Annotated in this window: 25 protein-coding genes; 5 read left to right on the top strand and 20 right to left on the bottom strand. The window is 49.4% G+C overall.

Features of this window, described 5'->3' with window-relative positions; all coding sequences use genetic code 11:
- Positions 1-4 precede the first annotated feature (4 nt).
- The gene (locus tag ACNI29_RS08665; protein ID WP_419781806.1) at positions 5-601 is read left to right on the top strand and encodes a class I SAM-dependent methyltransferase; all 597 of its coding nucleotides are present in this window, start codon (positions 5-7) and stop codon (positions 599-601) included.
- 18 nt (positions 602-619) lie between these two features.
- On the top strand, positions 620-1,171 hold the full coding sequence (locus ACNI29_RS08670) for a flavodoxin domain-containing protein (protein ID WP_419781807.1): 552 nt from the start codon (positions 620-622) through the stop codon (positions 1,169-1,171).
- Between the two features lie 90 nt (positions 1,172-1,261).
- Here ACNI29_RS08670 and ACNI29_RS08675 read toward each other — a convergent pair whose 3' ends face one another.
- The 18 genes from ACNI29_RS08675 to ACNI29_RS08760 form a co-directional block, all read right to left on the bottom strand.
- Complete coding sequence (locus ACNI29_RS08675) at positions 1,262-2,467, bottom strand: tetratricopeptide repeat protein (RefSeq protein WP_419781808.1); 1,206 nt, start codon at positions 2,465-2,467, stop codon at positions 1,262-1,264.
- Positions 2,464-3,117 (bottom strand): energy transducer TonB, encoded by a 654-nt coding sequence (locus tag ACNI29_RS08680; protein ID WP_419781809.1) that lies wholly within the window; start codon positions 3,115-3,117, stop codon positions 2,464-2,466. Before ACNI29_RS08680 ends, ACNI29_RS08675 begins: the two co-directional genes overlap by 4 nt.
- Positions 3,114-3,527, bottom strand: coding sequence for an ExbD/TolR family protein (locus ACNI29_RS08685; RefSeq protein ID WP_419781810.1), 414 nt, complete (start codon positions 3,525-3,527; stop codon positions 3,114-3,116). The genes ACNI29_RS08680 and ACNI29_RS08685 overlap by 4 nt, the downstream gene beginning before the upstream one ends.
- A 4-nt stretch (positions 3,528-3,531) precedes the next feature.
- Positions 3,532-4,128 (bottom strand): MotA/TolQ/ExbB proton channel family protein, encoded by a 597-nt coding sequence (locus ACNI29_RS08690; protein WP_419781811.1) that lies wholly within the window; start codon positions 4,126-4,128, stop codon positions 3,532-3,534.
- Positions 4,118-5,542: a MotA/TolQ/ExbB proton channel family protein gene (locus ACNI29_RS08695; protein ID WP_419781812.1), complete on the bottom strand. Its 1,425-nt coding sequence runs from the start codon at positions 5,540-5,542 to the stop codon at positions 4,118-4,120. Before ACNI29_RS08695 ends, ACNI29_RS08690 begins: the two co-directional genes overlap by 11 nt.
- A 13-nt stretch (positions 5,543-5,555) precedes the next feature.
- Complete coding sequence (locus tag ACNI29_RS08700; protein ID WP_419781813.1) at positions 5,556-6,314, bottom strand: DUF3450 domain-containing protein; 759 nt, start codon at positions 6,312-6,314, stop codon at positions 5,556-5,558.
- A 321-nt stretch (positions 6,315-6,635) separates the two neighbouring features.
- Positions 6,636-8,738, bottom strand: a complete 2,103-nt coding sequence (locus ACNI29_RS08705; RefSeq protein WP_419781814.1) for a methyl-accepting chemotaxis protein — start codon at positions 8,736-8,738, stop codon at positions 6,636-6,638.
- 52 nt (positions 8,739-8,790) lie between these two features.
- Complete coding sequence (proC, locus tag ACNI29_RS08710) at positions 8,791-9,582, bottom strand: pyrroline-5-carboxylate reductase (RefSeq protein WP_419781815.1); 792 nt, start codon at positions 9,580-9,582, stop codon at positions 8,791-8,793.
- Positions 9,583-9,593: 11 nt separating this feature from the next.
- A complete protein-coding gene (gene lpxB / locus ACNI29_RS08715; protein WP_419781816.1) occupies positions 9,594-10,706 on the bottom strand; it encodes a lipid-A-disaccharide synthase in 1,113 nt (370 codons plus the stop codon).
- Positions 10,699-11,601: a DMT family transporter gene (locus ACNI29_RS08720; RefSeq protein ID WP_419781817.1), complete on the bottom strand. Its 903-nt coding sequence runs from the start codon at positions 11,599-11,601 to the stop codon at positions 10,699-10,701. The genes lpxB and ACNI29_RS08720 overlap by 8 nt, the downstream gene beginning before the upstream one ends.
- Positions 11,602-11,680: 79 nt before the next feature.
- Positions 11,681-13,036: an MFS transporter gene (locus ACNI29_RS08725; protein WP_419781818.1), complete on the bottom strand. Its 1,356-nt coding sequence runs from the start codon at positions 13,034-13,036 to the stop codon at positions 11,681-11,683.
- A gap of 62 nt (positions 13,037-13,098) precedes the next feature.
- Positions 13,099-13,476 (bottom strand): RidA family protein, encoded by a 378-nt coding sequence (locus ACNI29_RS08730; RefSeq protein ID WP_419781819.1) that lies wholly within the window; start codon positions 13,474-13,476, stop codon positions 13,099-13,101.
- 99 nt (positions 13,477-13,575) lie between these two features.
- Positions 13,576-14,901 (bottom strand): NAD(P)/FAD-dependent oxidoreductase, encoded by a 1,326-nt coding sequence (locus ACNI29_RS08735; RefSeq protein ID WP_419781820.1) that lies wholly within the window; start codon positions 14,899-14,901, stop codon positions 13,576-13,578.
- Positions 14,902-14,938: 37 nt separating this feature from the next.
- Entirely contained in the window at positions 14,939-17,086 is a 2,148-nt protein-coding gene (locus ACNI29_RS08740) for an acetate--CoA ligase family protein (RefSeq protein WP_419781821.1), read from the bottom strand.
- Between the two features lie 54 nt (positions 17,087-17,140).
- Positions 17,141-17,353, bottom strand: coding sequence for a 4Fe-4S binding protein (locus ACNI29_RS08745; protein ID WP_419781822.1), 213 nt, complete (start codon positions 17,351-17,353; stop codon positions 17,141-17,143).
- An 11-nt stretch (positions 17,354-17,364) separates the two neighbouring features.
- Complete coding sequence (locus tag ACNI29_RS08750) at positions 17,365-17,904, bottom strand: 2-oxoacid:ferredoxin oxidoreductase subunit gamma family protein (protein WP_419781823.1); 540 nt, start codon at positions 17,902-17,904, stop codon at positions 17,365-17,367.
- Positions 17,894-18,655 (bottom strand): thiamine pyrophosphate-dependent enzyme, encoded by a 762-nt coding sequence (locus ACNI29_RS08755; RefSeq protein WP_419781824.1) that lies wholly within the window; start codon positions 18,653-18,655, stop codon positions 17,894-17,896. Before ACNI29_RS08755 ends, ACNI29_RS08750 begins: the two co-directional genes overlap by 11 nt.
- Positions 18,656-18,658: 3 nt before the next feature.
- Positions 18,659-19,729: a pyruvate ferredoxin oxidoreductase gene (locus ACNI29_RS08760; RefSeq protein ID WP_419781825.1), complete on the bottom strand. Its 1,071-nt coding sequence runs from the start codon at positions 19,727-19,729 to the stop codon at positions 18,659-18,661.
- Positions 19,730-20,244: 515 nt separating this feature from the next.
- On the opposite strand from ACNI29_RS08760, the gene ACNI29_RS08765 reads away from it, so the two are divergent.
- From ACNI29_RS08765 to ACNI29_RS08775, 3 genes are all read left to right on the top strand, one after another.
- Positions 20,245-21,804: a BCCT family transporter gene (locus ACNI29_RS08765; protein ID WP_419781826.1), complete on the top strand. Its 1,560-nt coding sequence runs from the start codon at positions 20,245-20,247 to the stop codon at positions 21,802-21,804.
- Positions 21,805-21,910: 106 nt separating this feature from the next.
- Positions 21,911-22,726, top strand: coding sequence for an IclR family transcriptional regulator (locus ACNI29_RS08770; RefSeq protein WP_419781827.1), 816 nt, complete (start codon positions 21,911-21,913; stop codon positions 22,724-22,726).
- A gap of 50 nt (positions 22,727-22,776) precedes the next feature.
- Positions 22,777-23,382, top strand: a complete 606-nt coding sequence (locus tag ACNI29_RS08775; protein WP_419781828.1) for a UbiX family flavin prenyltransferase — start codon at positions 22,777-22,779, stop codon at positions 23,380-23,382.
- A gap of 92 nt (positions 23,383-23,474) precedes the next feature.
- Here the strand turns inward: ACNI29_RS08775 and ACNI29_RS08780 are convergent, their stop codons facing one another.
- Both ACNI29_RS08780 and ACNI29_RS08785 read right to left on the bottom strand, forming a co-directional pair.
- Positions 23,475-25,553, bottom strand: a complete 2,079-nt coding sequence (locus ACNI29_RS08780) for a hypothetical protein (protein ID WP_419781829.1) — start codon at positions 25,551-25,553, stop codon at positions 23,475-23,477.
- Positions 25,553-26,941, bottom strand: a complete 1,389-nt coding sequence (locus ACNI29_RS08785; RefSeq protein ID WP_419781830.1) for a hypothetical protein — start codon at positions 26,939-26,941, stop codon at positions 25,553-25,555. Before ACNI29_RS08785 ends, ACNI29_RS08780 begins: the two co-directional genes overlap by 1 nt.
- Between the last annotated feature and the right edge of the window lie 3 nt (positions 26,942-26,944).

Raw genomic sequence — 26,944 nt, forward strand, 5'->3', positions numbered from 1 at the left:
TCACATGAATAAAGAACATCGACCCGGCATACGCTGTAAAGGCGGCCACCACCGACGCGGACCGACCAGCTACGGAATGCATGATTCCAGTCTGGTTTTTAAAACTCTGGACCTTGCCGAAGGGCAGACTTTTCTCGATCTGGGCTGCGGTCCCGGAGATTATTCCATGCATGCGGCGCGCGATGTCGGACCTTCCGGCATGGTGCACGCCTTTGACAGCAACGGTGCCATGCTGGAGCAGGTCAGGATTCAGGCTCTGGATCACGGTCTTGAGAATATCAGCACCCATCTCGGTGATATGACCGGCCTGCTGCCCTTTGATGACAGCAGCGTGGATACCGGCTTCATGAGTACCTCCCTGCATTGTATGAGTCTGGAGGAATACGGCAGGCGCATCTTTGCGGAAGTGGGGCGGGTTCTGAAGACCGGGGGGCAATTGGCAGTATTGGAGTGCAAAAAGGAAAAGACCGAGTTCGGCCCGCCGTTACATATGCGAATTTCCGCTGAGGAGCTGAAGGCAGTGGTCGATCCGTTGGGTTTTAAAGAATCTGCTTATGCTGATCTTGGTTTTAATTATTTGATTTGTTTTACCAAAAGGTAATTTACAAGGAGTCATAAGATGAAGATTCTCAACATTTATGGTTCACTCAACGGTCAGACAGAAAAAGTGGCTCTTGAAATTGCAAATGTAGCCGAATTGGCCGGGCATGATATAAGCACCGTCAATCTTAATAAAGAAGGTGTTCTTTTCGATCTGCTGAATTATGATCTTATTTTTATCGGTTCCGGTGTTTATACTTGGCTTCCGGGAAGATCTGTAAAGGACTGGATTGACCGCCAGCTTGGCTATGCCCGCGACAATAATCTTATCCTTCCCGGTTCTCCGCGTATCTCCGGTAAATTCGCCTGCGTGTACTGCACCTACGCCGGCCCTCATACAGGTGAGGCCGAGGCAATCCCGGCTATCAAATATATGGGCCAGCTTTTTGATCATATGGGCATAACCGTGGCAGATGAATGGGCTGTGGTCGGTTCTTTTGTCCCCAAAAAAATGCAGCACTTCAATACCTCCGGCAGGCTGGGAAATATTGAGGGCCGTCCCAATGAGGAGGATTTGAAGCAGGTCCGGGAAAAGACTGCAGGTTTACTGGAGTCAATCAGTAATAGTTAAACTGTTCGGATCAAGCGAATACAAAAAACGTCCGGTGGAAAGTGGAATTCCCGCCGGACGTTTTTTAATTAGCATTATTGTTTTTGGTTGTTATCCTTTGTCTGCTTCCTCTTTGGCCTCTTCAAGATCGCTCAGTGCGGCTAAAGCTCTTTGTGCTCTGGCCTGATATTTTTTAAGCCCTGCCAGTTGCAGGAAATCCTTCCGGGAAAGCTCCCATTGTTTCAGTTCCCAAAAGCAGAGAGCTCTGAAAAACCTTGCTTCCGGGTTGTGTTGTGTTCGCAGGCACAGAGAAAAAATCTCTGTTGCCGCGCCATATCTGCGCAGCGAGTAGAGCAGCTTGCCTTTGGTAACCAGCAGCTGCTGGCGGTCACCTTTTGCCGGAGTGCTGCCTAATGAGTTCTCAATTAGTTTTAGAGCATCCTGAGGCTGTCCGGCCCGGTCATACAGAAGAGCCAGTTCTTGAGCCTGTTCAGGTGTCAGCTTCCCTGCATGTATACGGTTCATGGTCTTCGCGGCTTTGAGCGGGGCGTTGATGTATTTGTAGATCTGAATCAGCTGTCTGTTTTCCTGATCTGTGGGAGGGCTTAGGCTGTAGCCCATCTCCAGTGCCGCTGCCGCTTGGACATATCTGTTGCGGTCCATTTCGACCTTTGCCAGCAGCTTCCAGTATTCGGCTTCCTGCGGATAATTTTTGAGCAACGTATCAAGATAGTTCAGGGCTTTACCGGGCTGGCCTGCTTGCAGGTAGGAATGTAATGCCAGCTTGATCCATTCTTTTTTCGGGATTTGTGTTGCTGTCAGCAGTCTGGACATTGCCCGTGCAGACTCTCCGTATTTTTTCCCTTCGTAAAAGGCCGCTCCTGCATGATAGAGCATGCGCGGTTCTTTGGGAGCTGTCAGGTCATAAATTCTTTCGAACAACCGGGCCGCCTGTAAGTAGTTGTTTTGTTCATAAAGGAGTACGGCGCTATTGTGGCAGAGAGACTTGTTTTGCGGATACAGCTTCATACCGTTCAGGAAAGCAGCGAGTGCTCCCGCTTTGTTACCGCGGTCATTTCGTGCTGCTCCCTGCATGATGAAAACTTCCGCAGGCGGTGTTTCGTTTGTGTTCTGCAGATATTCGTCGAGGATTTTATCTGCTCCGCCCATGTCTTCTTCCTTAATGCAGCTTTGTGCTTGTCTCAGGGCTTGTCTGGCCTGCGGCGGGAAATCCTTTGCAAATGCTGACGTGCCGCAAAGGATGGCAACTGCACAGAGGATTGTTTTTAAAGTCTTTATGGTAATTGTCTGTCTCATTTAGTCAGCTCGAAGTTAAAAGGAAGCAGGACCCATGTGTCCACATTCTTGCCGGCGTACCGTCCGGGCTTGAAACTCCATCTTTGTGCTGCGCTCAGTGCCGCTGCATCGAAGATCCCCTCTGGTGAGGATGAATGGATAGTCAAATTGTCCGGCTTACCGTCTTTTTTGACCAGCAGCCTTACTACGACTTTTCCTTCAGTCCGGGAGCGTCTTGCGGAATATGGATATTCGGGCGGAACACTGCGCAGAACCTGCGGGACGTCATCTACCTCGTTGATATTGAACCCCGTAGAGCCAGGGGACACAGTCGGCATGGATATTCCGCCACTGAGTGAGGGATGGATATCGGCGTTGAATGAGGGTAGCCGTATCTGCATGACTGGAGCGCTCTGTTTCGGAGCAACTTTAGCCATGAATTTCAGGTCCGGATTCTTGGGCGGTTCCGGTTCTTCCTGCGGTTTTTCAACTTTTTCTGCAACTACCTGTTGCGGTTCCGGGGCCGCTAAACGGATGGCCCCTTCGATCTCCTGCATGCTTTGCGGACGGTCGATTTCCGTAAGGCAAACCATGCCGAGGCTTATCCCCCCAGCCATGACTAGAGCGAGAAACAGGCATAGAGAATATGCACTGATACTGCGGGTGCTCATTGCGGTTTCCTCGCAGCAACACTCACATCTTTTACTCCTGCAAGACGGCATTGATCCAACACTTGAACCAGTGTTCCGGTATTGCTGGCCTTGTCGGCAACAACAACGGCGGAACCGTCCGGTGTCTCGGCAAGGAACCTTTCCATGTAGGCCCGCACAGAGCGGATATCCAGAGAACGGCCTTCAACAAAGATCCGGCCCTGTGCGGTCAACCCAAGGATTACGCTGGCTTTGGCTTTGGTCTCGGCAGATTGGGCCGAAGGGCGTTCCACTTCTACCCCGGCTTCGCGCACAAAGCTTGTGGTGACGATGAAAAAGATCAAAAGAATGAAAACCATATCAATCAGCGGGGTCATATTTATTTCACATGAACTGCTGCGTAATTTTCTTTTTCGGCGGATATTCATCATAATCTTATTCTCCGGATGAGGTGCGGGTCTTTGTTGTTGCATGCTGTTGTCCGCTGCGGGAAAGACCAATGCAGAACAATTCGATCCGTTTGTTGAGCTTCTCGGCCCTGCTGTATAGAATAGCGCCGAAAAGCATTCCCGGAACGGCGGCGATAAGTCCGCTCTGGGTGGTGATCAGAGCTTCGGAAATGCCGGAAGCAAGGGCTCTGGCATTGCCTGTGCCGGATATGGAAATTACATCAAATGTGGAGATCATTCCCGTGACCGTCCCGAGCAGTCCCAGCAGTGGGGCCAGTGCCGCAAGGACCATGATGGTGCGGATGTGACGCATGGCTTCGGTCTGCTGGACGGCCTGAATTGACTCAAGGGCCTTTTTGTTCAGATGGATATTCTTGCTGCGTTGCCGTTGGAATTGTATATTGATTTCCCGCTGCCACCCGGCGTACTCCTTGTTCTTTTCACTTTGCTTTACGAGCATGAAGAAGCGTATTTTGATGAAGATCAGGGTCCACATCACTATGGAGAGCAGGAAAATGGGGATAATAATCTCCCCGCCGTTCTGGATATGGAAAAACCATTTCTCTAGAATGTTATGCAACATCTCCGTACACCGTGACTTTTGGGGTGGCGGGTTCTTTTTTCATCAGGGCAACAGCAATGCTGGCTCCTTTTTCTTCCATATCACCCACGATTTTATCCACCCTGCGGTCAAGGATGTGGTGCAGTAGCATGATAGGCACAGCCACTGCCAGCCCCAGCTGGGTTGTGACCAGTGCTTCTGAAATCCCCCCGGACATCATGCGTGGGTCTCCGGTTCCGTAGATGGTAATGATCTGGAAGGTATTGATCATGCCGGTCACCGTACCGAGCAGTCCCAGCAAGGGAGCAACCGCAGCCAGCACATTCAGGGTCGGCAGGAACCTTTCAAGCAGGGGCATCTCTTTGAGTAGTCCCTCCTGAAAAGCATTTTCCAGAACTTCTTTGCTGGTCCCGGCGTATTGCAGGGTATGGTTGATTACCCGGCAGGTGGGGAAGCTGGATTTCTGCATACAAAATTCACGGCATTTGGGCCATTGCCCCTGTGAAACCATTTCAATGATATGGCTCATGTTCTTGCTTGAATTGGCCCGGATGCGGCTCAGGGCGATGAAACGTTCAACAATGAGCAGCCCGGCAATCAATCCCACAAGCAGGATCGGCCAGACCAGAAGGCCTCCTGCAGAGAGCCATTCGCTGAAACTCTTCTGGGTCTGTGCCAGACGCTGCAAAGCCGCGCCGTTAGATATATCCACAGGGAAAAGGTTGCTTTTACCGTCAAAGAAGTCATTGATGGTCTTAGACAGCAGCCAGCCGGGTTTCCCGGCGACTGCCTTGAGTTCTTTGCCGTCGGAATCAGGACGCAGAAAGCCCAGTTTCCCGTCAGGATTTCTGAAAACGGTTGTAAAGGTTCCAACACGGATGGTTTCTCCGTTTGTCCTATGACCGTCTTCAGTGATGAAGGTATTGTTTATGTGTTTGATTTCTCCTCCTGCATGCATTTCATCCAGATAGAGCTGGAGGAGATTTTTGATGCTTGCCATGCCCGGAAATATGTTTGGTTTGAGTATGGATTCAAGCATTGGCCTGCGGTCCGGGTATTCCGGGCTGGTCAGGCTTTCACGGAAGAAATCCCCGGCCTGCTTCGCGGAGGTGCGGATTGCGCCGTCAATGGTTTTCAGTTCGTGCGCCTGTTCTGCCAGCTCTTCTTTCAGCATTTTTTCTTCGCCCAGAAGCATTTCGTACTTTTTCCGCAACGCGTTGAACTTAGTTTTTTTCTCGGCGATTGATTCTTTTAATGCTGCAGATTCGCCAAGCAATTCCTTTTTCTGCTCAGCGATACTGTGTCGGGTTTGTTCTGCATTTTTTTGGACTGTCTGGTAGTTCTGGGTAACTTTACGGGAAACCGACTGCAGCTCTGATGCCTGCGATGAGGTCGCAAAAGCCAAGATAGCCAGCAATGTGATGGTTGTTTTCATGTTTATTTCCTGATCAGATATTGTCAGCGGAACGGGCAACAGGCAGTGAGATCAGCTCAACCGCCCGTTTGCGCGAGGCCATATCTTTGGCTTTTTGAATGTCTCTGGAAAACTCAGTACTTACGGGAAACCAAACCTTAAGTTTGCGGTCCCAGTAGCCGGAGGATTTGCCGTCTTCGGTCTGGTAATAGAGAGCGGTACGGCCCAGCCGGAAAACTGAGACCGTGGTCGGGACTCCATCCAGATTAATGAGTTCTGAAGTGGTCTCAACATTGCGCCCGTACTCTGTTTCAACCTGCAGTGCTTCAAAGACCCGGCGCATTTTTTCGCTCAGTTCAAGGTGGTAATCATCGAGGGAGTCCCGCAGGAAGGCGATTCGTTGAGTCCTTTCCTTGTTTAAGAATGGCAGGTCGGCTTTGATCTGTTCCTCCAGCCTGTCGACAATTGTTTCCAAAAGTGGTTCAAGTTCCATGCTGATTTTTTGCGCTTCAACCCTACGGCGTTTCAATTCCGCTATGGTTTTTTGCTGTCTTTGCACATAGCGTTCATATTTGGCGTTCTGGAAAGTCATCCAGTCATCAAGCATCTTCATGTTTGTTATTTCGGCGGCAAGATCTTTTTTGGTATCATCCCATTTCTGATATTCGGCCGCCGCCGCTGCTTCGGTTTTCAGCGCCTCCACCGCCTTTTCATAGGCTGGTTGCGATGCTGCTGAGTCATTTACTGCCAGCGCAAGAATCATAAATGTTCCGATAGTTATCGATTTAAGCATGGAAAACTCATGTTATTTGTTGATGGTGATTTTGAGTATGAATGTCTTTATCAATAAAAAATAACGACTTTTAGTTCGCAGGTCTGTTTTTATACACATGACGCAGACGCTTCACCGAAGCCGTAGGCTGTCCTCTTGGTATTTAGGTCTCCCTGAAATTTCTACTCATCGAAGAATAAAAAATGCTCTGAAAGCATAATTTTAGATGTATTTATTGTTGTATTCGGACAGTAGGCAGCGTGGAGGGCTATCAATTACACTACAGATTGACAATAAATAACCCCCGCCATGCTCAAGACACAGCGGGGGTATTTTTAATCATTACGCAGTTTTCAGATCTTCAATCAACCGATTCAGCTGTCCGGTAAGGTTTGAAAGTTGATTCATTGCTGTGTTCGAACGTTCCATTGCAGTATAAGTATTGTCTGCAATACGGTTGATCTCGGTGGTGCTGCGGTTGATTTCTTCTGATGTTGCACTTTGCTGTTCCGCAGCTGTTGCGATTGAACGTACCTGTTCTGCTGCTGCCTCAATACCGTTCAGAATAGACTTCAGTGCCTGCCCTGCGTTGGCTGTAAGTTCTGTCGTTGAATCAACAACCTGTGCGGTCTGGTTCATTGAGTCCATTGAGGTACGCGACAGGTTCTGGATGGATCTGATGGCGTCACCAACTTCAAGGGTCGCGGCCATGGTTTTTTCAGCCAGTTTGCGTACTTCATCGGCAACTACTGCAAATCCGCGTCCGGCTTCACCTGCCCGGGCCGCTTCAATTGCAGCGTTCAGGGCTAAAAGATTGGTCTGGTCGGCAATGTCGGTGATGACATTCATGATGTTACCGATGGCTTCGGCTTCTTTATCCAGCTGGCTCATTTCAGTGCTGAGCTTTGTTGCTTCTTCTTTTAAGCGCTGAACGGATTCCGTTGCTTCCATCATGGTTTCTACGCCGTTATGGGCTTTCTCCATGGACGCTTCTGTCTGTGCCGCAGTTTGGGATGCACTGGAGGCCACTTCCAGAACTGTAGCGTTCATTTCTTCCATGGCAGTTGCTGTTTCGCCGGTACGTTCACGCTGAGTATCCGACCCCTGTCTGGACTCATTGATTTGGTCTGAAACTTCATTGGATAAATCTGCAATTTGGCTGACAATTTCTTCCAATTCTGTGGCGGCTTGAAGCATGCCATCCTGCTTGGCTCTTTCGGCCTGTTTCTGGGAGTTCCGGGCCTGCTGCAGTGCGGCTTCAGCCTGTACGGTTTTTTCATCTGCTTCTTTTGCCTTTTCATCTGCCAGATTAATGTTGCTGACCAATGCTATGACCATAATTTTAAGGTTCGTATAGAGATTCAGGAATTCGTTTTGGTAGCTGACTTTTTCTGGCAGGGAGTCGTAGTTTCCCGAGCTTATTTCTTCAGCGTACCCGGCCATATCTTTTACCGGGATGATAATGGCTTTGTTAACGTAAATCCCGCCGACCACAGCAAAGAAAACGGCAGCAATGAGGCCGATGATAATGATATTTGTAATGGTAGAGCGGGCAATGGAGAAGATTTCATCAGATTCAACAAGTGCAGCCAGTTTCCATTTGGTCTCGGGAGATTCAAATACAACAACCTGCATTTCTTTCCCGTTGAGTTGGACTTGCAGCACTTCACCCGGGTGGGCATTGAATATTTTGCGTAATGAATCACCTGCTTCATGATTGGCATTCTTGAATATGAGATCTTTGTTTTTCGGGTCGGCTAAAATAGTTCCGTCGTTTTGGAAGAGCATGACATATCCGGTTTTACCCAGATTAACACTTGCAAGGTAGTCAGTGAGCTTTTTCAGGGCGATATCCACCGCAACCATGCCGACGAATTCACCTCTATCATTATAAATTTTATGGCCCAGTGCGATGTTAAGGCTGGTGAAGCTGCCATCAGAACTCAGGTAGGCGGATAATTGCATTGCATCTGTCGGTGCCTGCTTTGCTCCCTGATAGAATGGTCGTGTTCTGGGGTCATAATTTGTTTTCATTGTGGCGGTAGATTGATCAAGGTAACCTCCATCCGCCAAGGCCATGTACACGTACATGAAATCCGGGTTGGCTTTTGAGATGGTAATGAAATTTTTATACAATCTTTCCTGAATATCCGAGGAGTGGACCGAAGCCATGACCGTCGGCTGATTCTGCTCGAAGTATTTTGTGATGTTGCCATATGCATTTTGGGCATCTTCAAGGAGGCTGATATACTTGGCAGTGTTTCTCGCACGTTCCAGAATGGCATCAATGAAGTTGTTAATGAATCCCAGTTCAACCATGGAAGTGGTCTGGAATTCTAGTAAAGCCGTGTTGTTGACTCGAAGACTGACAGCTGTACAAACAACAATGACCGCAATAAGAACCGGTAGAACTATAGCTGTGATTAGTTTCGCTCTGATACCCATTTTTTTATCCCTTTGAATCTTTATTCTATTTAGATGATAGGATGTTAAGCAATCAGTCCATCTCAATGCTGCGTATAAAGGCCATGCGGATACCGTCCATCATGTGGCCGCGTACGGCGGTGCGGTCGAAGTGAGCCAGTGCAGCAATGGTCGTTCCTGCAGGGGCGATGGACATTTCTTTGAGCATGCTCACATGTTCCGGGGAACGTTCAGCCATAAGGCTGGCTCCGCTGAACAGCTTTTTGACCATACGGGATGAAGCCTCACGGTGAAGGCCGAGTTCCACCCCTGATTCAATCATGGTTTCGATCAGATAAAAGATGAAAGCAGGGCCGGACCCGATGACTGCGGTGAAGGCATCAAACTGATTTTCATGGAGAGGCTGCACTTCCCCGCAATTTGTGAACATCTGGTGGATGGCCTGTTTGTCCTTTTCATTCAGATCCGGGTCATCAAAGCAGAGAGCTGTAACTCCTTCTTTGATCAGTACCGGAGTATTGGGCATGGCCCTGACTACCGGGCAGAGATTCTTGGTAGCGTCCTTGAGTGACTGTAGAGTCAGCCCGGCGGCAATGGAGATCAGTACTTTGTCTTTGGTCAGTGCCGGTGTCAGCTCCGGCCAGATGTCTTCAGCCTGTTGAGGTTTGACCGCCAGCACAATGAAATCAGATTTCTCAGTCAACTCTTTAATATCCGAGCAGGGGATAAGCCCGGTTCTCGCAGCCAGTGCTTCCAGCTTGCTGCGGGTCTGGTTCAGGCCGAATACTGTGATGTCTTCAACATTGGAAAGTGCTTTAATGATAGCTGCGCCCATGTTTCCTGTGCCTATAAAACCGATATTCATTGCTTTTCTCCTTAGTTTCTGTGGTCATTTAAAATATAGTTTGCTGTCTTGTTCAGGCAGCCCGGTGGCCCGGAAATTGACCGGGTCTTTCGTGTTTTTTTACGCAACGACTGCAACTGGTCAGCAGAGTTCAGCCAAGATTCAGCTTGTGTTAGTAGATGTCCGGCATCGGCTTTGCCTTGAAGCAGTTCGGGGAAGATTTCTTTTTGGAAAAGGATGTTGGTAAGACTTATATATTTGGAAAATGCAAGTTTTCCGGCGATGAATGCTGCCGGTTGGTCAAGTTTGTAGGTCACGATACTCGGAGTCCCGATGAGGGCTGTTTCCAGTGTTGCCGTGCCGGCTGCGCAGAACATAAAGGCTGATCTTTTGATCATGGAAAAACGTCCTTGCGGTGGAACGATGGTCACGGGAAGGCCTTCAGGCCAGTGCTGCTGTATAAAATTCCTGCTTATTCCCGGAGCGCGGGCGATGTGAAATTCCAGTGCGGGATATTCGCAGGACAGCTCGGCGGCGGTTTTGGCAAATTCCGGCAGCATGAATGAAATCTCTTTGCGTCTGCTGCCCGGCATGAATCCGATGCGGTTGTGGTTTACTGTTAGCTTGTCCAGAGAATTTAAAGGGATTATGTCCAGCAGGGGATGCCCGAAGTATTCAGCCTTGCAATCCCGGTTATTGAAGTATTCTTCTTCAAAAGGGAGGGCGCAAAAGGTCTTGCGCACATAGCGTTGCAGCTTTTTTATTCCCGGTTGTTTCCAGGCCCAGAACTGGGGAGCCATGAAATAGTATACGGGGATACCCATTTCATGAGCGGATTTTGCCAATGGAAGATTAAAGTCCGGGCAGTCGACCATAATAACTGCATCCGGGAAATCCTCTTCCCAGCTTTGGGTTATTTCTTGATGCAGGCGGCAAACAGCGGGGATGTTCAGCAGGACGTCGATAAAGCCTTTGAAGCAGAGTCGTTCCATGGGAAAGACAATTTTAGCCCCTGAACTTTCAAAGGCAGCACCGCCCATCCCTTGAATCTCGAGGGATGGACATTGCCGAAGCAGCTCTCCGGCAAGAGCCCCGGCGAACATGTCCCCGGAGGCTTCGCTGCAGTTAATCCATATTTTAGACATAGCTGCTTCTCCTGCCTTCAAGGGATAACAGCACTACGGCAGACAGGATCATGGCGAAACCAATCCAGCCTGCCGCAGTGAAGTTTTCTCCAAAGAAGAAGCACGCCCAGAGCGTACCCAGAATGGGTTCCAGATTACAGAAGACAGCCACGTGGACTTGCGGAATGCGCTTCATGCTCTGTCCATATGCCCAGAACGCCGCATATCCGGTGAGCAGTGCCGTCATCATTATGATGGGCCATGTCGTTGCGGAGTATGGGGTATGAAAATGGGTGAAGGGCAGCAGAAGCAGCGTTCCGCCAAGCTGCATGTAGGTATACAATGTTTCAGTCCGATAGTGCTTCTGCCAGTATTTGAAAAAAGGATACTGCAGCGCATAGCACAGACCGGACCCCAGGCCGCAGATAATGCCGGTTGTGGACATTTCTGCCTGTAGGCTGCCTCCGGAAAAACAGATGAAGACCACTCCGCATAGGGCAATAGCGATGGAGAGCCATTTCTGTTTTGAAACCTCTTCGTGGGAGACAAATTTGGACAGCAGTGCAACCCAGACCGGGGCGGTGTACAGAAGCACCACTCCCATGGCTGCACCGCTGTGTTGCATGGAGAGAAAATATATATAAAATAGTCCGCCGATGCTCAGCATTCCCCAAATGATGAACAAACAGGCGTGATAGGGTCTGATATTCAAAGAGCGGGTGCAGGCGGCATGTAAGCCGAAACAGATACAGCCCAGCGAGGCCCGCCAGAATGATATTTCCAGTGCGGACAGTCCGGCGGCAAAAAGAATCTTGGAAAATAATGTTGCCAAAGACCAGCAAAAGGCGGCCATGATGACGAAACTGTATCCCGCTAGATTACTTGAGTTTGTCCGGGTGATGTAACTAGTCTCCATTTTCTGCTCCGCTTGGGGTGAGACTGCTCCCTTAAGCGAGCGTGGGAGCAGTCTCAGGTGAGGTCATCGCGAGTGTAAATCAGGATTTTGAGTAGGCCTTGGCTCCTATTCTAAAGTTTTCCGAGGCGATGAACTTGGGTGAGGTCTCAGGTGCGAGTCTCTGGCAGACTACGCCACCGATCAGAAGGGAGGCGATGCAGCAGCTCAAGGTAGTGCTGACACCGTACTGTTCGGTAACTACGGGAAGCATCCATGTTCCCATGCCCGCACCGATGCGGCTGGCGGCGATGGTCAGACCCACGCCGGAACCACGTAATTCTGTGGGAAAAAGTTCCGGCGGATAGAGCCATTCTGCAACGATGGAGATTGCCAGCACTGTGGAAAAAGCACCCAGCAGCACGAAGGCCAGAGTTGCGGGCATGTTCTGCCAGACGGTCATAACGGTCAGGATTGCGCCTGCACCGTAGAAGGTCCAGAGCAGGAAGGCACGGCGGGAGATTTTGTCAGCAATGAGAATGCCGATGATAACACCGACCATGGTGAATCCATTATACATCATGCCTGAAGCATGGGGGTTGGCGATGTTGAGGCCCTTTACCACAACCGGGAGGAAGATGGAGATGGCGAAGAAAGGCAGTACCTGACAGAGAAAGAAGGTGCAGGAGGTAACAGTGTTGCGCCACAGTTCAGGGCTGAAGAGACGCCAGAAGGAAGCGGATTCGACTTTTTCTTCTTTCGGGGGCAGGCCGTAGTTGGGGCCGAGATGTGTGTGGACCAGATTCAGGGCTGCGGCAGCGCCTTTTTTGGCCAGAGTCCAGCTGGGCGATTCCGGGGAACCGATGCGGATGATAAGTGTCATTCCGGCGAGCAGTGCGGAGGAGCATATAATCCAGCGCCAGCCGTTGTCTCCCAGATCACCCATGGTGGCGATGATAAGACCGGCAAAGTAGGAGATGATGTAGCCGAAAGTCCATGCAGCCATGAGCCAGCTCATCATTTTTGTGCGGATCTTTTCCGGGGTCCATTCGCTGAGCAGAGCTACACCCACAGTGTAGTCGGCGCCAACGCACATACCGAGCAGGAAGCGGACAATGACCAGGTGAAGCGGATCGCTGAGGAAGAACTGGGCCACAGAAAGGATCAGGGTGAAAAAAGCTACAAAAGTGTAAGCTGTTTTTCGACCTATGCGGTCAATGATGATCCCGGTCAGCAGGCTACCGAACAGAATGCCGAAAAGAGCACCGGCTCCGACGAGGCCCATCCAGTTGCTGTCCAATCCCAGAGTTGTTGTCGCATAAGTCAGGGCTATGCCCACAATACCGATGACATATCCATCGCAGACCTGGCCCATGAAGGTTCCGATCGCAATTTTTTTATGGACCGGTGAAAAGGGGGCATCGTCGAAATTAATTCCGTTTTGTGCATTAGAGGCCATTGTACACTCCTTGCTGATAATGCATTAGGTTGAAAAATGAAAACTGTTCATTTTAAGCGCAATTATTCCTTGTAAGCGATTGCATCCATTTCCAGCAGGCAGCCTGCTACGATCTCGCCCGCTCCGAGGCAGAGGCGTGCCGGACGGTGGTCGCCCATGAATTCGGCGTAGACTTCATTGAAGCCTGCAAAGTCATCCATGCTGGCGAGGAATACTATGGTCTTGGCGATGTGGGAGATGTCGAGTCCTGCGGAATCGAGTACAGATTTCAGGTTATGCAGGGTTTGTCTGGTCTGCTCTTTGATGGAGGTCCCGATTACGTCTCCGTTGACAGGATGAAAGGGAACCTGTCCGCAGATGTAATATGTGTTGCCTGCTTTTACGCAATGGCTGTAAGGGCCTACAACTTCAGCAGATTCTTTCGAGTTATAGAATTCCATGTGCTACTCCTTAGGGTATGGGGCTCCTGCGGGAGGCGAGCCGGTGGGTGAGCCGGCTCCCCTCTCGATGAACAGGAGGCGTATAGTGGAGGTGATCCTTTAGATTTCTGTTTTGGCGCAGAACTCTTCGAAGAAGAGGCGTGCTTCTGCCCCCATAGTCAGGAACGGCTCGGGTGGCAGGCGTACGGGGGTGGATATCCTGCGCAGGAAATCAAGATCCGGGCTGGTGTTACCGCTGACCCATTCGGCAAGGTAGTAACCAAGCAGACTGGTCTTAGCCACGCCAGCACCTTCCCCGCTTGCGGAGGCAAACACACTGGGGTGCTGCTGCATCATCAACGGACGGTAGTTCATGGTCATATTGATCATGCCGCCGAAGATGAATTCGAAGTTAACGTGTTTCAGTTCGGGGTATCTGTTTTCGTATGCCTTGCGCAGTTTGGGAACAGCACGCTGGATACGTTGGTGTGAAGTTGTCAGTTTGGTTGCGTAGGAGAATCCGTTACGCACGAAGATGCGATTGTCGCGGGTGAAACGCACTGTTGTTCCGGCAGGGTGTCCGGCTGTGCAACCCCAGGGTTTGACGCCTTCGAAATGACGCATTTCATCATCAGTGAACTGGCGGGTGAATGCACCGTATGAAAGAACGGGGCAGAATACTTTTTTACCGATGCCGAACTGCGGAATGAAGGGGCCGCCGGTAACCAGAACGTATTTGCTCTGAATCCGCTTACCGCTTCGCAGGGTTATGCTGGCGGGGCTGCCTTCATCAATACGCATGACCGGGGCTTCTTCGAAAACATCCACGTTGTCGGGCATGACCGAAAACAGAGCACGGATTACATCGGCGGGGTTGATGAGTACGGAGCCGGAGGTGTAGAGTGCTTTTTTGTAATAGCGGGTTCCTGTGCGGCGGTAGAGGTCTTCACCTTCTACAACTTCATAAGAGCAGTTCATCTGCTTGAGTTCGGAAACTTCATGCTCGATAAGCTTGAAGCTTTTTTCCTCGGCACAGCACAGGTATTTACCGCAGTGGTCCCAGTCGACATCTTCAATGCCTTCTCTCTTGATGGTGTCTTCCATCCATTTGATGATGAAGGTGTTGAGTTCAAAGTATTTCTGGTTTTCCTCAAAGGAGGAGCCGCCCTGATCACCAAAGTCGTGGGGGACGTCGATAATGAATCCGGCATTTTTACCACTGTCGTTGTTGCCGATCATGATTGCTTCAAATACGGCAATCTTGGATTCGGGATGCAGCTCGGCAAGATGTCTGGCCGCTGCATGGCCGCCAAAACCGGCACCAACGATTATGTAGTCATACTCATCTTTGATTTCAGAGTGAGGTTTGAAAGTATGATGCTTGTATGAGGACATTTCCAGCCAGCTCTGACCGGTTGTTGTGGGGTATAGTTTTACGTCGCGCATATTCCAACTCTCTTTTTTTGTAATAAATATATATGTGTTAGGCGTGCAGGATAATTCTTGCGTCTGCGATAGCCAAGCCTTTTTCCCATGCAAAAACCGGATTGAGGTCCACTTCCGCGATATCACGCAGTTCGCTGACCAGCTGCGAAATGATGCAAGCGGTTTCCGCAAGTGCTTCAAGATCACAGGGTTTCGTGCCACGGGCGCCCTGAAGCATGTCCAGACCTTTGATCTCGCGGATCATGCTGCGGCAGGAAGGCATGTTGACCGGAGCGACCCTGAAGGACACATCTTTCAGGATTTCCACGAATATACCGCCCAGTCCGAACATGACAGTGGGGCCGAAGGTGTTGTCGTGGCTGGAACCGATGATACATTCCACGCCGCCGGGCAGCATGGCGGTCATCATGACCCCGAAGATGTCGGCATCTGATTTGTACAGGCGGCCGTTCTTAATCAGCTGTTCGAAGGCTTCGCGGGCTTTTTCTTCAGAATCGATGTTCAGGGCCACGCCTCCGGCATCTGTTTTGTGCAAAATGTCCGGGGAGACGATTTTCATGACTACCTTGCCACCGATTTTATTGTAGAATTCAGCAGCTTCATCGGCAGTGGTAGCCAGAAAATCTTCACCCAGTTCGAGGCCGTAGCAGCGCAGGACTTCGCGGGCTTCGGTTTCTACCAGACTGCAGCGGCCTGATTCGCGTACTGCATCCAGAACTGCTTTTGCCTTTTCCTTGCGGTCGGCAGGCATTTCGGGAAGCTCTTCACCTGCTTCTTCCTGCAGGCTCTTTTTAAGGTCGCTGTAACCGGAAAGCAGGCCCATTGTGCGGACTGCCGCATCGACTTCACCGAATACCGGGACGCCATTGTCACGGATGTACTCAAGACATTCCGGGTTCTGGGGAGCGTAAATGGAATGCATTACAACCGGTTTGTCTCCGGCGGCGATTTTCTTGGTCATGCTTTTGGCTACATCCATTTCAAGAGCACGGAATTCTTCGGAAAGGTCGGCGTATCCACCGTAAAGTCCGACGATGATGATGCCGTCTACATCCGGGTCATCCAGAAGGACTTCAAGGCAGCGGTCAAAGACCCACATGTCAGCCTCAGGTGTTCCGGCCAGATCCACCGGGTTCTTGATGGGGCAGTGGGGCATGAGGATTTCTTTTAATTTGGACTGGGTGGCATCCGAAAGAACAGGGGCTTCGAGGTTGAATTTTTCTGCGAAGTCGGTAGCCATGACACCGTGTCCACCGCCATCGGTCAGGATAGCGATGCGTTTGCCTTTGGCAGGTTTGCACTTGGAGAAAGCTTCGGCTGCGTCGAGAAGTTGGCCGGGGCTGTCCACCCGGATGATACCTGCCTGTTTCAGGGCCGCGTCGAATATTTTTTCACTTCCTGCCAGAGAACCGGTGTGGGATGCGGCTGCGCGTGCTCCCGCTTCACTGCGGCCGATTTTGATGGCGGCGATGGGTTTTTTAGCAGCGGTTTTTTTGGCAGCTTCAAGGAAGCGGCGTCCGTCTTCTTCATCTTCAACACGAAGACCTTCCATATAAAGGAGCAGAACTTTGGAATTATCGTCTGTTTCGATGTACTCGACAAAATCACTGAACCGCATGTCCATCTGGTTGCCGATGGTTGCCCAGCAGCTGTAACCAAGGTTGCGGGATTTGGCGTTGAAGTTGATGTCGATACCGAAGTTGCCGCTCTGGAGCACCAGACTCATGGGGCCGGGGGCGAGGTCGATGATGCTGGCGTTCATGCTTTTGGCTGCACTGTATGTTCCCATGCAGTTGGGGCCTTGCACGCGCATGTTGCCTTTGCGGGCGATTTCCAGCATCTGGCGTTCGAGCTCTTTTCCTTCAGGACCGACTTCACCGAATCCGGTGGAAACTACGATGGCGCATTTAACGCCTTTTTCAACACACTGCTCCATGACCGGAAGAATAAATTTTGGCGCGATGGCGATGATGGCAAGGTCAACTTCTCTGGGAACGGCTGTGATATCCGGATAGGTCGGCTGCCCGAAAATATCACCGCCGGAACGGGACACAAGATAGATGTCCCCGTCGAATTTGTTTTCAACCAGACTTTTAGCTGTCCAGTAACCGTACTTCTTCGAGTTTGAGGAAGCTCCGATCAGGGCAACGCTTTTGGGTTGAAACAGAGGAATCAGTTCACTCATGGTAAAAAACTCCTTGGGAATCCCCTTCCGAATAGCCGGGAAGGGGATTTTAAATTATTCGGTGATAACTCCAATAGCCATATCGGGACAGATAATGCCGCAGATATCGCAATTGACGCATTTATCAGGATTTACCTGCTCAACATAGTTGTATCCCTGACCGTTGATTGCACTGCCCAGCGCAAGAACGCCTTTGGGGCAGGTGTCCACGCAAAGACCACAGGCTTTGCAGCGGCGTGCATCGATAACATGATGTTTATCAGCCATTTTCAGCCTCCTTATTTCACTGCGGCATAGCCGGTGCGCAATGCTTCAATGTTCAGGTCGACCAGCTTGGGCTTTTTAGCCCCGAAGGTTTCCCGCACAACTTCCTCAGCAGTTTCCAGCTTGAGCATTCCGGTTCCGGCAAGAACCGCACCCAGCATGACCATGTTGGCGCAACGTACTGTACCGAGTTCCACCGCCATGTCGGATACCGGGAGTATCTTCTGTTCAAAACCGTCAGCTTCCTTTGTTTTTTCGACAATGGAGCTGTTGGTGAAGAGTTTACCGCCGGGAACAACGCCTTCGAAACAGTTGTTGTAGATGGACTGGCTGAGGGCCACTGCAACATTGGCGTCGTTTTCCACAATGGGGCTGCCGATAGTTTCGTCAGATACGATCACGAAAGCCGTTGAGTCTCCGCCGCGCTGTTCAATGCCGTAGGTCTGGGTCATGACAACTTTCAAACCTTCTTTGATGGCACCGAGGCAGACAATTTTCGCCATGAGTGCGGAGCCCTGCCCGCCGGAACCTGAAAACATACACTTATGCAACATCGTCTTGCTCCGTTTCGTCTTTGAAGACCTGAGGTTTGAAATAGTCAGTCATTTCGCTGCCGCACCATTGGTAGGAATCCTTGACTTTCATTTTAAGTCCGGTGGGACAGGGAACGATGACTTCTACGAAGGAGTAACCCAGTCCTTTGACCTGACATTCGAAAGCCTTGCGGATGCTTTTCTTTGCTTTGCGCACTGCCTTGGGAGAATTGACGCTTTCGCGGGCGAGGTATTTTACACCGGGCATGGACTGCATCATTTCCGGTACGAGCAGGGGATAACCCTGAGAGGTGATGTCGCGGCCTTTAAGTGAGGTGGCAGTGACCTGTCCTTCGAGGGTTGTGGGGGACATCTGGCCCCCGGTCATGCCGAAGACGGTGTTGTTGACCATGATTGTGGTGATGGGCATGCCTTTGTTGGCAGCATGCATTAGATCTCCGAGGCCGATTGCACAGGTGTCGCCGTCTCCGGCGTAGGTGAAGACTATGTTTTCCGGCATGGCCAGTTTGTAGCCGATGGCGAAGGAAGGAGAGCGGCCGTGGGTGGCTTCGATGGCGTCGATATCCATATAGTGATGGGAGAATCCTCCGCAGCCTATACCGACGATGGCGATGGTTCTTTCCATCACACCCAGTTCTTCAATGGCCTCGGCCACGAGTCTGGTTACGATACCGTGTCCGCAACCGGGACAGTAACTGGTCAGTTTGTCCAGATTTAAGGTTTTTCCGTATTTTGAGCTGAGATTTTCCATGATCTATTCCCCCATGATTCTGTCTGCTTCGGCAACCATGTCTGCCAGAGTGTTCATGGGCTGGTCGCCCCCGGTCTTGCCAAGAAAATGAACGGGAATTCGCCCGTTGACAGCAAGGCGGACGTCATCAACCATCTGACCGTGGTTCATTTCAACCACGAGAATATTTTTCACCGAGTCCGGCAGAGCCTGAAAAGCGTTGTCCGGGAAGGGCCAGAGAGTAATGGGGCGGATGAAACCGACTTTTTTACCATCGGCGCGCATTTTGGCGATCATGTCGCGGCACATGCGGCCATGGATACCGAAAGCAGCAACAACCAGATCTGCGTCTTCGACCTGCTCCTGCTCCCACATCTGTTCATTTTCACGGATAACTTCGTACTTGGCGCGCAGCTTTTCGTTCATCACATAGCCGTCTTCATGGGAGTAGCTGCCGGTGATGAGTGCGCGTTTGGCGTGATCTTTGGTTCCGGTGAAGGCCCAGTCGGAAGTATCGAACTCGGCGGAGTAGTCATGGTAGGCCGGAAGAGTGGTGGATTCAGTGGTCTGAGCACTTACGCCGTCGAGTACGAACAGAACCGGAGTGCGGTATTTATATGCCAGACGCACACCGTGGGGCATGATGTCGGCAATTTCCTGTCCGGAGGAGGGAGCAAGAACGATTGTATGGTAATCGCCGTGCCCGCCGCCGCGTGTGACAACGTAATAGTCGCTCTGGGCGCCGAGAATATCACCGTCACCGGGGCCGACGCGCATGGAGTCAAACACGATGCAGGGCAGTTCGCCTGCACACATGAAGCCGATGGCCTCGTGCATGAGAGTCAATCCGGGTCCGGAACTGGAGGTTGCGACCAGTTTTCCGGTACAGGCTGCACCGGCCAGTGCGCTGGATACTGCCAGTTCACTTTCCATCTGCATCATTTCCCCGCCGTATTCGGGCAGGATGACAGCCATGCGTTTCATGACATCCGTTGCCGGAGTGATGGGGTATGCGAAGTGGTATTTCACTCCGCAGCGCGCCAGACTCTCGGCAAAGGTTTCCGTGTTTTTCAAAAACAAAGTTTCCTGGGTCATATTCACCTCAATGAAATTTGTTATGGTTTGCTAACTGCGTTCCAACAAAGCTTTCGTTTCATAATGTGGTATAATGTACCACTATGGTTGTTGCAAAAGTTTGCAAATCAGACACCATTGATCTCTTTTGCGTTCCAAATAGTGGTACGTCGTGCCATTAAGTAAAACCCTATCCGACGTTATAACTTCCGTCAACCCACCCTTCCAAAAAATATTTTCAATAGAAAACGCATAAGTTTTAGTGTTTTGAGTGAATTTGTGTTGGTTTTGTGCGTTTGGGAGGTAAAAAAAATTGTGCAAATATTTTTCACAGCCAGACCCATTGACATCACAAAATCGTTTGTCTACGCTTACCACCAAATGGTGCGCTGTTTTAAAAAGTGAAATCTAAATGGCACGTTCATAGTGAAAGATCTGCGCGGGATTTTTCCGGTAAGCACTTGCGGTTGCAAAGTTGCGTCGTGGGCAATGCGTGCGGCAAACCAGACAATTCTTCGGATAAATGGAGAAACATTATGTCAGAAGCAGGGAACCTAGAAGAGCGGAGAAAACTTAATCATTACACTTTTTGGCCTGGATTTATTCTTTTAGTGGCCGGTATCACTTTGGGTTTGGTTTACCATGAAGGACTGGCGTCACTCCTTGGAGGGGTGATGGAGTGGATTCATATCAATTTCGGCTGGTTGGAAGTTTCTCTCGGGATTATAATTGTCATGTTTACTGCCGGAATAGCCTTTTCTCCCATTGGGAATATCCGTCTGGGAGGGAGGAATGCCAAGCCTGAATTTACATTCTGGCAATGGTTCGCTCTTTCTCTTTGCGGATGTATCGGTATCGGAATTCTTTTCTGGGCCATGGGCGAACCCATCTATCATATGATGCAACCGCCGCTCAGCTTGAATATTGAGCCGGGTTCAAAGGATGCCGGGGTCTTCGCAATTGCCCAGACAACCCTTCATTGGACCATTGCCCAGTACTGTTTTTATACTGTCTGTGCAGTGGCTATTGCTTTGGTCAGTTACAACCGCAATTATCCGCTCTCCGTTGCCGCCGGCATGTATGCCCTTATCCCTGAAAAATTGAGGCCACTTGCTGTCCCTATGGTTCATGCTATCTGTCTGTTTTCTCTCTGCTGCGCCATTGCCACCAGTATGGGGGCCGGGTTGATGCAGATCGGCAGCGGGGCCGGAAGGCTTTTTGATTACACTCCGGGCCCCGGAACATGGGCCGCTGCTGCAGCTATCATTATCCCGATTTACGTTTTGTCTTCGTATTCCGGACTTAAAAAAGGTATGCGCTACCTTTCTACCGGAACAACAAGAGCTTTTTTCTTTTTCATGGCTTTGGTGCTTTTTGCCGGTCCCACTTTGTTCATTCTCGGTCTCGGTGTGGAATCGTTCGGATATTTTGTTAATAATTTTTTCCGTAACAGCACCCTGCTCAACACCATGCAGATAGAAGATAAATGGCCCATGCAATGGCTTGTTCCCTACATGGAAATATTCTTTATTTTCGCTCCTTTGTTGGGGCATTTTCTTGCCCGTATGGGTAAGGGGAGAACCATCCGTCAGTTTATTTTGGTCAATGTCATCCCCCCGACCGTATTCTGTCATTTCTGGATTGCCACCTTCGGCGGAACAGCAGTGTATTTCCAGTGGAGCGGGCTGGTTGACGTCTGGGCGGGGATTCATGAGTACGGAATGGAGTCCATGGTTTATATTCTCCTTGCCCAGTTTCCCTTCAGCAAGATTCTGATGGGTATTTTCGTGGTCACTATTGTATTTTCCTTTGCCACCATGACTGACTCACTGGTTGCGACACTTGCAATTATTTCCACCAAGGGAGTTCGGGTGAGCGAAGAACCGCCCAAACATTTGAAGATCGTCTGGGGTATTGTCGTAGGACTAATTGCTTATGTCCTTTGTATATCGGGAGGAATAGAACCTGTGCGCGGGCTGATTTCGCTGGCAGGATTTCCTATGATGCTCTTCACTTTTGCCATGTGTGTTTCGTTGGTGAAGGACGGAATTTACTTATTGGACAAACCTGATTGGATGGATAATAACACTGAATAAGGGTAATGCTGATATTGAGTTAATGGCTTGTCCGACAGTGAATTCTAAAGTTAAGAATTAAAGTTGATCAGCAAAAGAACGTATAATTAATAATCTGAGGACAATAATGGCAGATGATAAGTATTTTATGATGCGCTCTCTGGAGAAAGCTCTTTTTGTCATCGAGACGATGGCGAAAAAAAGTAACTGGACCTTGAAAGCACTTAATGAAAAATGTTCCATCCCCAAGGGAACTCTCCAGCGGATCCTACGCACACTGGAAGAATTGGGATATGTGCGCCAGTTGGAGCGTGGCGGGGCTTATACCCTGACCCTCAAGTTCCACAAGCTGGGTAACCAGATTGCCTCGCAAAGCGACCTTGGCTCCAACCTGAAGCCTATCCTTACCGCCTTGCGGGACAAGGTGAATGAAACGGTCAATCTCAGCGTGCTCTCGGGTGTAAATATGGTGCTTGTTCATCAGGTCAGCTCGGACCATGTGCTGCAGATGGACTCTGTCATTGGCGATTCCTTTCCGGCGTATCTTTCCGCATCCGGCAAAGTCTTTCTGGCTTTCATGTCTGAGGACGAATTACGTCGCTTTATTAAGGAATTACGCCGCAGCGATTCCAGTGTTACAACTGATACAATTAACAGCATCTATAAAGAAATAGAAATTGTCCGTGAGCAGGGAGTCGGTTTTGACTTTGAAGAAATCTATAAAGGGGTTCGTTGTGTGGCTGCACCTGTGTTTAATGACACTGGAAATATCATAGCCACCATCAGCTGTTCTGTTCCAACTGTCCGTTTGGACAGATATTTCTCCCAGAAGCTTCTTTATGAAATTCCTCGGGCTGCTTACGAGGCATCAAAACTGTTTCAGGCGCCTGATTATAGTTTTCGCTTTGATATTGATGAGGCTGTGGAGCAACTTGTTGAATAGTCGTGATATTCAAGTCTAGAATTACAGGCTCGTCCTAACGGGAGATAATTATGGATTTTCCTCAAAAGAAACGACTGACTATAGGCATAAGCGGAGCCAGCGGTTCCGAAATTGCCCTTGAGTTGCTCAGGACCATGCGCCAGTTGCCGGATTGGGAAACACATCTGGTCATAAGTAAAGGCGGTGTCCGCACACTGGAGCATGAAACCCATATTACTGAATCTCAGCTTACCGACTATGCCACATATGTTTATGACCGCGAAGATGTAGGGGCAAATATTGCCAGCGGAACTTTTGTGACCGAAGGGATGGTCATTGTCCCGTGCAGCATGAAAACCGTGGCCGGAGTCTGCAGTGGATATTCCGACAACCTGCTCTTGCGGGCCGCTGATGTGACTGTGAAGGAACGCCGAAAGTTGGTCATGATCGCTCGGGAGACTCCCCTGAGTCCAATACATTTACGCAACATGCTTTCCCTGACTGAAATGGGAATCGTAGTCATGCCGCCCATGCTGACTTACTACAACCATCCGCAATCCATTAAGGATATGACCGGACATATCGTCGGCAAGATACTGCACGAGTTCGGAGTGGAAGCACAGAACTTCAAAAGATGGGGGAGCGTGGAATGCGTGACCCCGCTGCGTGCGCTTTAGCGTAACTTTGAGCAGCGAAGTATCTTGACCCAACGTAATTAAGAGGCGTGGTTGCAGAAGTTAGTAAAACTACTGCAACCACGCTTTATTTTTTAACGCAGCTGTTTTCTTAGCATGGCACTGGCAGACTCAACAACATACTTGTCGATGTTAAATACCATTCTGTCCGGTGATTTCCTGATTTCATTCTGGGTGGTATAGTAGAGACGCTCAAGGAATAAGTGTAAGGGAATTTCAGCCGGCTCTCCTAATTCCATGTACAATTTGTCAAAGTCATAGGGATTTAATTGACGCCCATTCCCAATGGATTGCGAAACTTTTCCATACATATCTTTCGATAAAACCTGTTTAAGCACATCTTTAGGATTATCTACCCCTCTTTTCTTGCTAAATAGTTTAACTTCTTTGGCCACTCTTTCAGAGCTGAAGGAAGACAGTGCGTCAAACAGATTGGACAGTATTATTGCGCTTCTGACATATGCATCCGGAGTTTCCCCTCTTACATAGGCTGTAACCTGCGGTAAACGTGGAAAAAGACGCGGTATGGTATCCCCAAGGTAATTCAATTCCTTGCTGTAGATTGCGTATCTGTCGTCTGTGGCAGCATGTTTAATGCTCTCAGATATGATTTTCCCCAAAGGTACAAAATAGTCGCGGTACAGCTTACTAGGATAAGTGTTTTTACTTAAGAAGACTGAAAATTGAACGAGCCTGTCCAGATTAAAAGGATCAAGCATGATTGAGTATGCTTGAAAATTGTACGCCTGAACGAGACTTTCACGTGAGTCAAAGTTTTCGAGCCTGTCGACGCTGAAATCAGCCAGGCCTGCGGCATTGTTGCCCAGCAGGTAAAAAGCGGTGCTTGGAACAATATCTTTGTATCCGTGACCGGCAAGGTATTTATTTGCGAATACAATCTGCCGTGCGTGATTGGTTTGCGCATGCTGCTTGTTGTCATATTTGCCGGATGCACAAAGGTTGATGGTCTGCCATTCCACCAGATCTGCATTTGCTTTCCACAGCTCTTTCAATGTTGTGGTATATTGATCCGTTCCGGGAACAAATGCATTGTCATGCATTATTTTCTGGCGTTGGCCTGCCGGGGCAGCCAGTCGCTCATAAGTATCAAGACAGACATCGATTGTTTTCTGGCTCTTATTCAGGAAGATCTGATCAAAGTATGGTGTGTCAGTCCTTGGGTCAGCACTGTCTTTTGCAATCCAAACACTGGTCATGGCTTTTGCGCGTTCTTTCAGCACGGCAGCCCTTCCTTTATTGGTATCGGCCCAATGGTAAGCGAGGTCAAAATACATCAATGCGTCGCGGAAGAGCTTCTCGTATTCTTCACGTCTTTTGGCTCTGAGTTGCGCTATGTATTCATTTCTGGCCTTTATGAAGGCTACGGTGAAATTTAAATTTGAAGCATCTGTAGATCGTCCGTTAAAATTCTCAACAACAGCCAGATATGGATTCTGATCTGTGGGAAACATCTGTGAGATGTTCTCAACAACCGCACCTAAAGGGAAAAGGCCGGACATGCGTTTGCCCACAATAGCCTGATCAATGATAAGGCTTAGTGTATTGATGCAGTGAAGTTTGTAGTTTATCGCGAACTCGTTTCTGGTGGAAAAATCGCTCAATCTGTCCTGATACATGGGGATCAGGACTTCGCGCCATATGGAATACACGGCTTTTATAAATTCCGCTCTGTTGCCGTCATCCAGATGTTTATGGGCATTAAAGAACAAAGCCCAGTATCTATAGTCCTGCCTGACAACAAGTGCCTCTTTGATGTGTTCCGTTAAGAGCAGGGCGTTGTTTAAAAAGCTACGTTTGTTGGATTTAAGATATTCGAGAAACTGACCTAGAGCGGCTTGAAAATACAAGTGTGTAGCCTTGCCCGGCCGGATATCGCTCTCGCTAATTTCTATTGGTACATTGGATATCCCCTTAGTTGTGACTTTGGGGAGTAATGATGCAGTGTAGCTGCGGAAAGGTATCCCGGTGGCCTTGGCCTGATTTGTTATTGCCAGGCTCAATTCAGGGCGGCCTTTCCAAATATGAATATATGACTTTTCTACAAATTTATTCCAATCATCAGCAGCATGTGAAAATGCAACTGAAACTAGAAAATACGATAAGCTCGCGGCGACTAGTACAACCTTTTTCATCAATTACTCCGTCCGGCTTTTAAGAATTCCCTCACAAATTCAAGGAGATCACACCTGTTATCAAAACGTACCCCTTTAATCGGCTGTAAGACCACAGCAATTGATGTGGTATGGAGCGGACCTGAAAGGGTAAGATTACCCTTTGGGGTATCAAAATTTCTGTTTTTGAGCTGACCTTTGCGTTGTCTAAGCCTTAGCTCGGTTACAATTTCAATGAGTAGTTGCTCTTCACTGGAAATATCTGCGCATATCCTTAAGTCGGTAAGCGATATTGGAGGAGCATAGTTCTTGTTTATTTCAACTGGGTTAATTGTCCCCGGCCTTGATGGCGTTTTCTCTTTTGCTACGCCAAAGGTTACCGGGACTGGGGTTGTATCAACCTGCCTGCCTTTGCCTGAACCAGATGGGCCGTTTAAGATGACAGGGGCCTCTTTCACTGTTGAACCTGCCCCCAGTTCGGCAGCTTCTCTCCGTGGCTTTGCCGCAGAACTATACAGTTCATTGGTCGTTGAGGGGCCGCTAGGATATGTTGTTTTTACCTTGGGAATAACCTCAGCTGCCTGCACACTGTCTCCGCCCAATCTTTCCCGGACACGTTCTTTACGGACAGGCTTGTCGGCCACAGCGGAGTCGGACGGTGTTGGTTTAGAATGAATCTCGACCGGGATGATGCTGCTTTCAACCACATCTGCTGACGCAATTATGTTCCTTGGCCTCCGTTTAGATTCAGGGGCCGGGATATTTATGGCTGAAACAGGTTTCCTGATTTCAATATCGAAGGATTCTTCAACTACCGTGTTTGAAAGTTCGGCTGTATTCCTTGAACTGCGCGGCAAACTGCTAACAACGGTGGAATTCTGATTGAATTTTGCAAAATCCGAAACGCTTGTGTCTATGACCGCTTCTGCCAACTCCTCTTCATCCTGCATCTCTTTTTGTTCTTGGGATTGAACGACGTCCTTTTCAGGTAAGGGAGTTGTTTGCTCTGCCATTTTTTCCGACTGGGGTTGCTTTGTAGGTTTGGAGGCTTTTGTCGGCTTTCGTTTTTCCTTAGTATCAGCAGTTTCAGTTTTGATGTTTTCAATAGTCTGGGTGGACCCGGTATTCTGCACAACAGATGGAATATGCTTCGGTACGGCAGGCGTAGGTATTGGTGCTTCTGTTTGCAAAGAGAATTCTACAGGCTTCGGCTCTACTTTCATGATTTTGTTATGCTCATTAAACAGGAGCTTGTTAGATAAAAGCATTAAGCTGATAGCCACGCCCAGAGTTAAAAAAAGGTATTCCCAAAGCCGGGACCTTTTCCGGTTTGATTGCGAATACGTAAGCCGAAGGACAACGTTTCCGGCTCCGTGCGAATAATTTTTCAACGCCCAATTCTTATTCATTGC

Origin of the sequence: Maridesulfovibrio spiralis (SeqCode) (assembly GCF_048571135.1) — a bacterium.
GTDB lineage: Bacteria > Desulfobacterota > Desulfovibrionia > Desulfovibrionales > Desulfovibrionaceae > Maridesulfovibrio > Maridesulfovibrio spiralis.

Excerpts from the sequence above, each read along its gene's own strand:
- ACNI29_RS08665 (WP_419781806.1), top strand. The coding sequence starts at position 5 with ATGAATAAAGAACATCGACCCGGCATACGCTGTAAAGGCGGCCACCAC.
- ACNI29_RS08670 (WP_419781807.1), top strand. The coding sequence starts at position 620 with ATGAAGATTCTCAACATTTATGGTTCACTCAACGGTCAGACAGAAAAA.
- ACNI29_RS08675 (WP_419781808.1), bottom strand. The coding sequence starts at position 2,467 with ATGAGACAGACAATTACCATAAAGACTTTAAAAACAATCCTCTGTGCA.
- ACNI29_RS08680 (WP_419781809.1), bottom strand. The coding sequence starts at position 3,117 with ATGAGCACCCGCAGTATCAGTGCATATTCTCTATGCCTGTTTCTCGCT.
- ACNI29_RS08685 (WP_419781810.1), bottom strand. The coding sequence starts at position 3,527 with ATGATGAATATCCGCCGAAAAAGAAAATTACGCAGCAGTTCATGTGAA.
- ACNI29_RS08690 (WP_419781811.1), bottom strand. The coding sequence starts at position 4,128 with ATGTTGCATAACATTCTAGAGAAATGGTTTTTCCATATCCAGAACGGC.
- ACNI29_RS08695 (WP_419781812.1), bottom strand. The coding sequence starts at position 5,542 with ATGAAAACAACCATCACATTGCTGGCTATCTTGGCTTTTGCGACCTCA.
- ACNI29_RS08700 (WP_419781813.1), bottom strand. The coding sequence starts at position 6,314 with ATGCTTAAATCGATAACTATCGGAACATTTATGATTCTTGCGCTGGCA.
- ACNI29_RS08705 (WP_419781814.1), bottom strand. The coding sequence starts at position 8,738 with ATGGGTATCAGAGCGAAACTAATCACAGCTATAGTTCTACCGGTTCTT.
- proC (WP_419781815.1), bottom strand. The coding sequence starts at position 9,582 with ATGAATATCGGTTTTATAGGCACAGGAAACATGGGCGCAGCTATCATT.
- lpxB (WP_419781816.1), bottom strand. The coding sequence starts at position 10,706 with ATGTCTAAAATATGGATTAACTGCAGCGAAGCCTCCGGGGACATGTTC.
- ACNI29_RS08720 (WP_419781817.1), bottom strand. The coding sequence starts at position 11,601 with ATGGAGACTAGTTACATCACCCGGACAAACTCAAGTAATCTAGCGGGA.
- ACNI29_RS08725 (WP_419781818.1), bottom strand. The coding sequence starts at position 13,036 with ATGGCCTCTAATGCACAAAACGGAATTAATTTCGACGATGCCCCCTTT.
- ACNI29_RS08730 (WP_419781819.1), bottom strand. The coding sequence starts at position 13,476 with ATGGAATTCTATAACTCGAAAGAATCTGCTGAAGTTGTAGGCCCTTAC.
- ACNI29_RS08735 (WP_419781820.1), bottom strand. The coding sequence starts at position 14,901 with ATGCGCGACGTAAAACTATACCCCACAACAACCGGTCAGAGCTGGCTG.
- ACNI29_RS08740 (WP_419781821.1), bottom strand. The coding sequence starts at position 17,086 with ATGAGTGAACTGATTCCTCTGTTTCAACCCAAAAGCGTTGCCCTGATC.
- ACNI29_RS08745 (WP_419781822.1), bottom strand. The coding sequence starts at position 17,353 with ATGGCTGATAAACATCATGTTATCGATGCACGCCGCTGCAAAGCCTGT.
- ACNI29_RS08750 (WP_419781823.1), bottom strand. The coding sequence starts at position 17,904 with ATGTTGCATAAGTGTATGTTTTCAGGTTCCGGCGGGCAGGGCTCCGCA.
- ACNI29_RS08755 (WP_419781824.1), bottom strand. The coding sequence starts at position 18,655 with ATGGAAAATCTCAGCTCAAAATACGGAAAAACCTTAAATCTGGACAAA.
- ACNI29_RS08760 (WP_419781825.1), bottom strand. The coding sequence starts at position 19,729 with ATGACCCAGGAAACTTTGTTTTTGAAAAACACGGAAACCTTTGCCGAG.
- ACNI29_RS08765 (WP_419781826.1), top strand. The coding sequence starts at position 20,245 with ATGTCAGAAGCAGGGAACCTAGAAGAGCGGAGAAAACTTAATCATTAC.
- ACNI29_RS08770 (WP_419781827.1), top strand. The coding sequence starts at position 21,911 with ATGGCAGATGATAAGTATTTTATGATGCGCTCTCTGGAGAAAGCTCTT.
- ACNI29_RS08775 (WP_419781828.1), top strand. The coding sequence starts at position 22,777 with ATGGATTTTCCTCAAAAGAAACGACTGACTATAGGCATAAGCGGAGCC.
- ACNI29_RS08780 (WP_419781829.1), bottom strand. The coding sequence starts at position 25,553 with ATGAAAAAGGTTGTACTAGTCGCCGCGAGCTTATCGTATTTTCTAGTT.
- ACNI29_RS08785 (WP_419781830.1), bottom strand. The coding sequence starts at position 26,941 with ATGAATAAGAATTGGGCGTTGAAAAATTATTCGCACGGAGCCGGAAAC.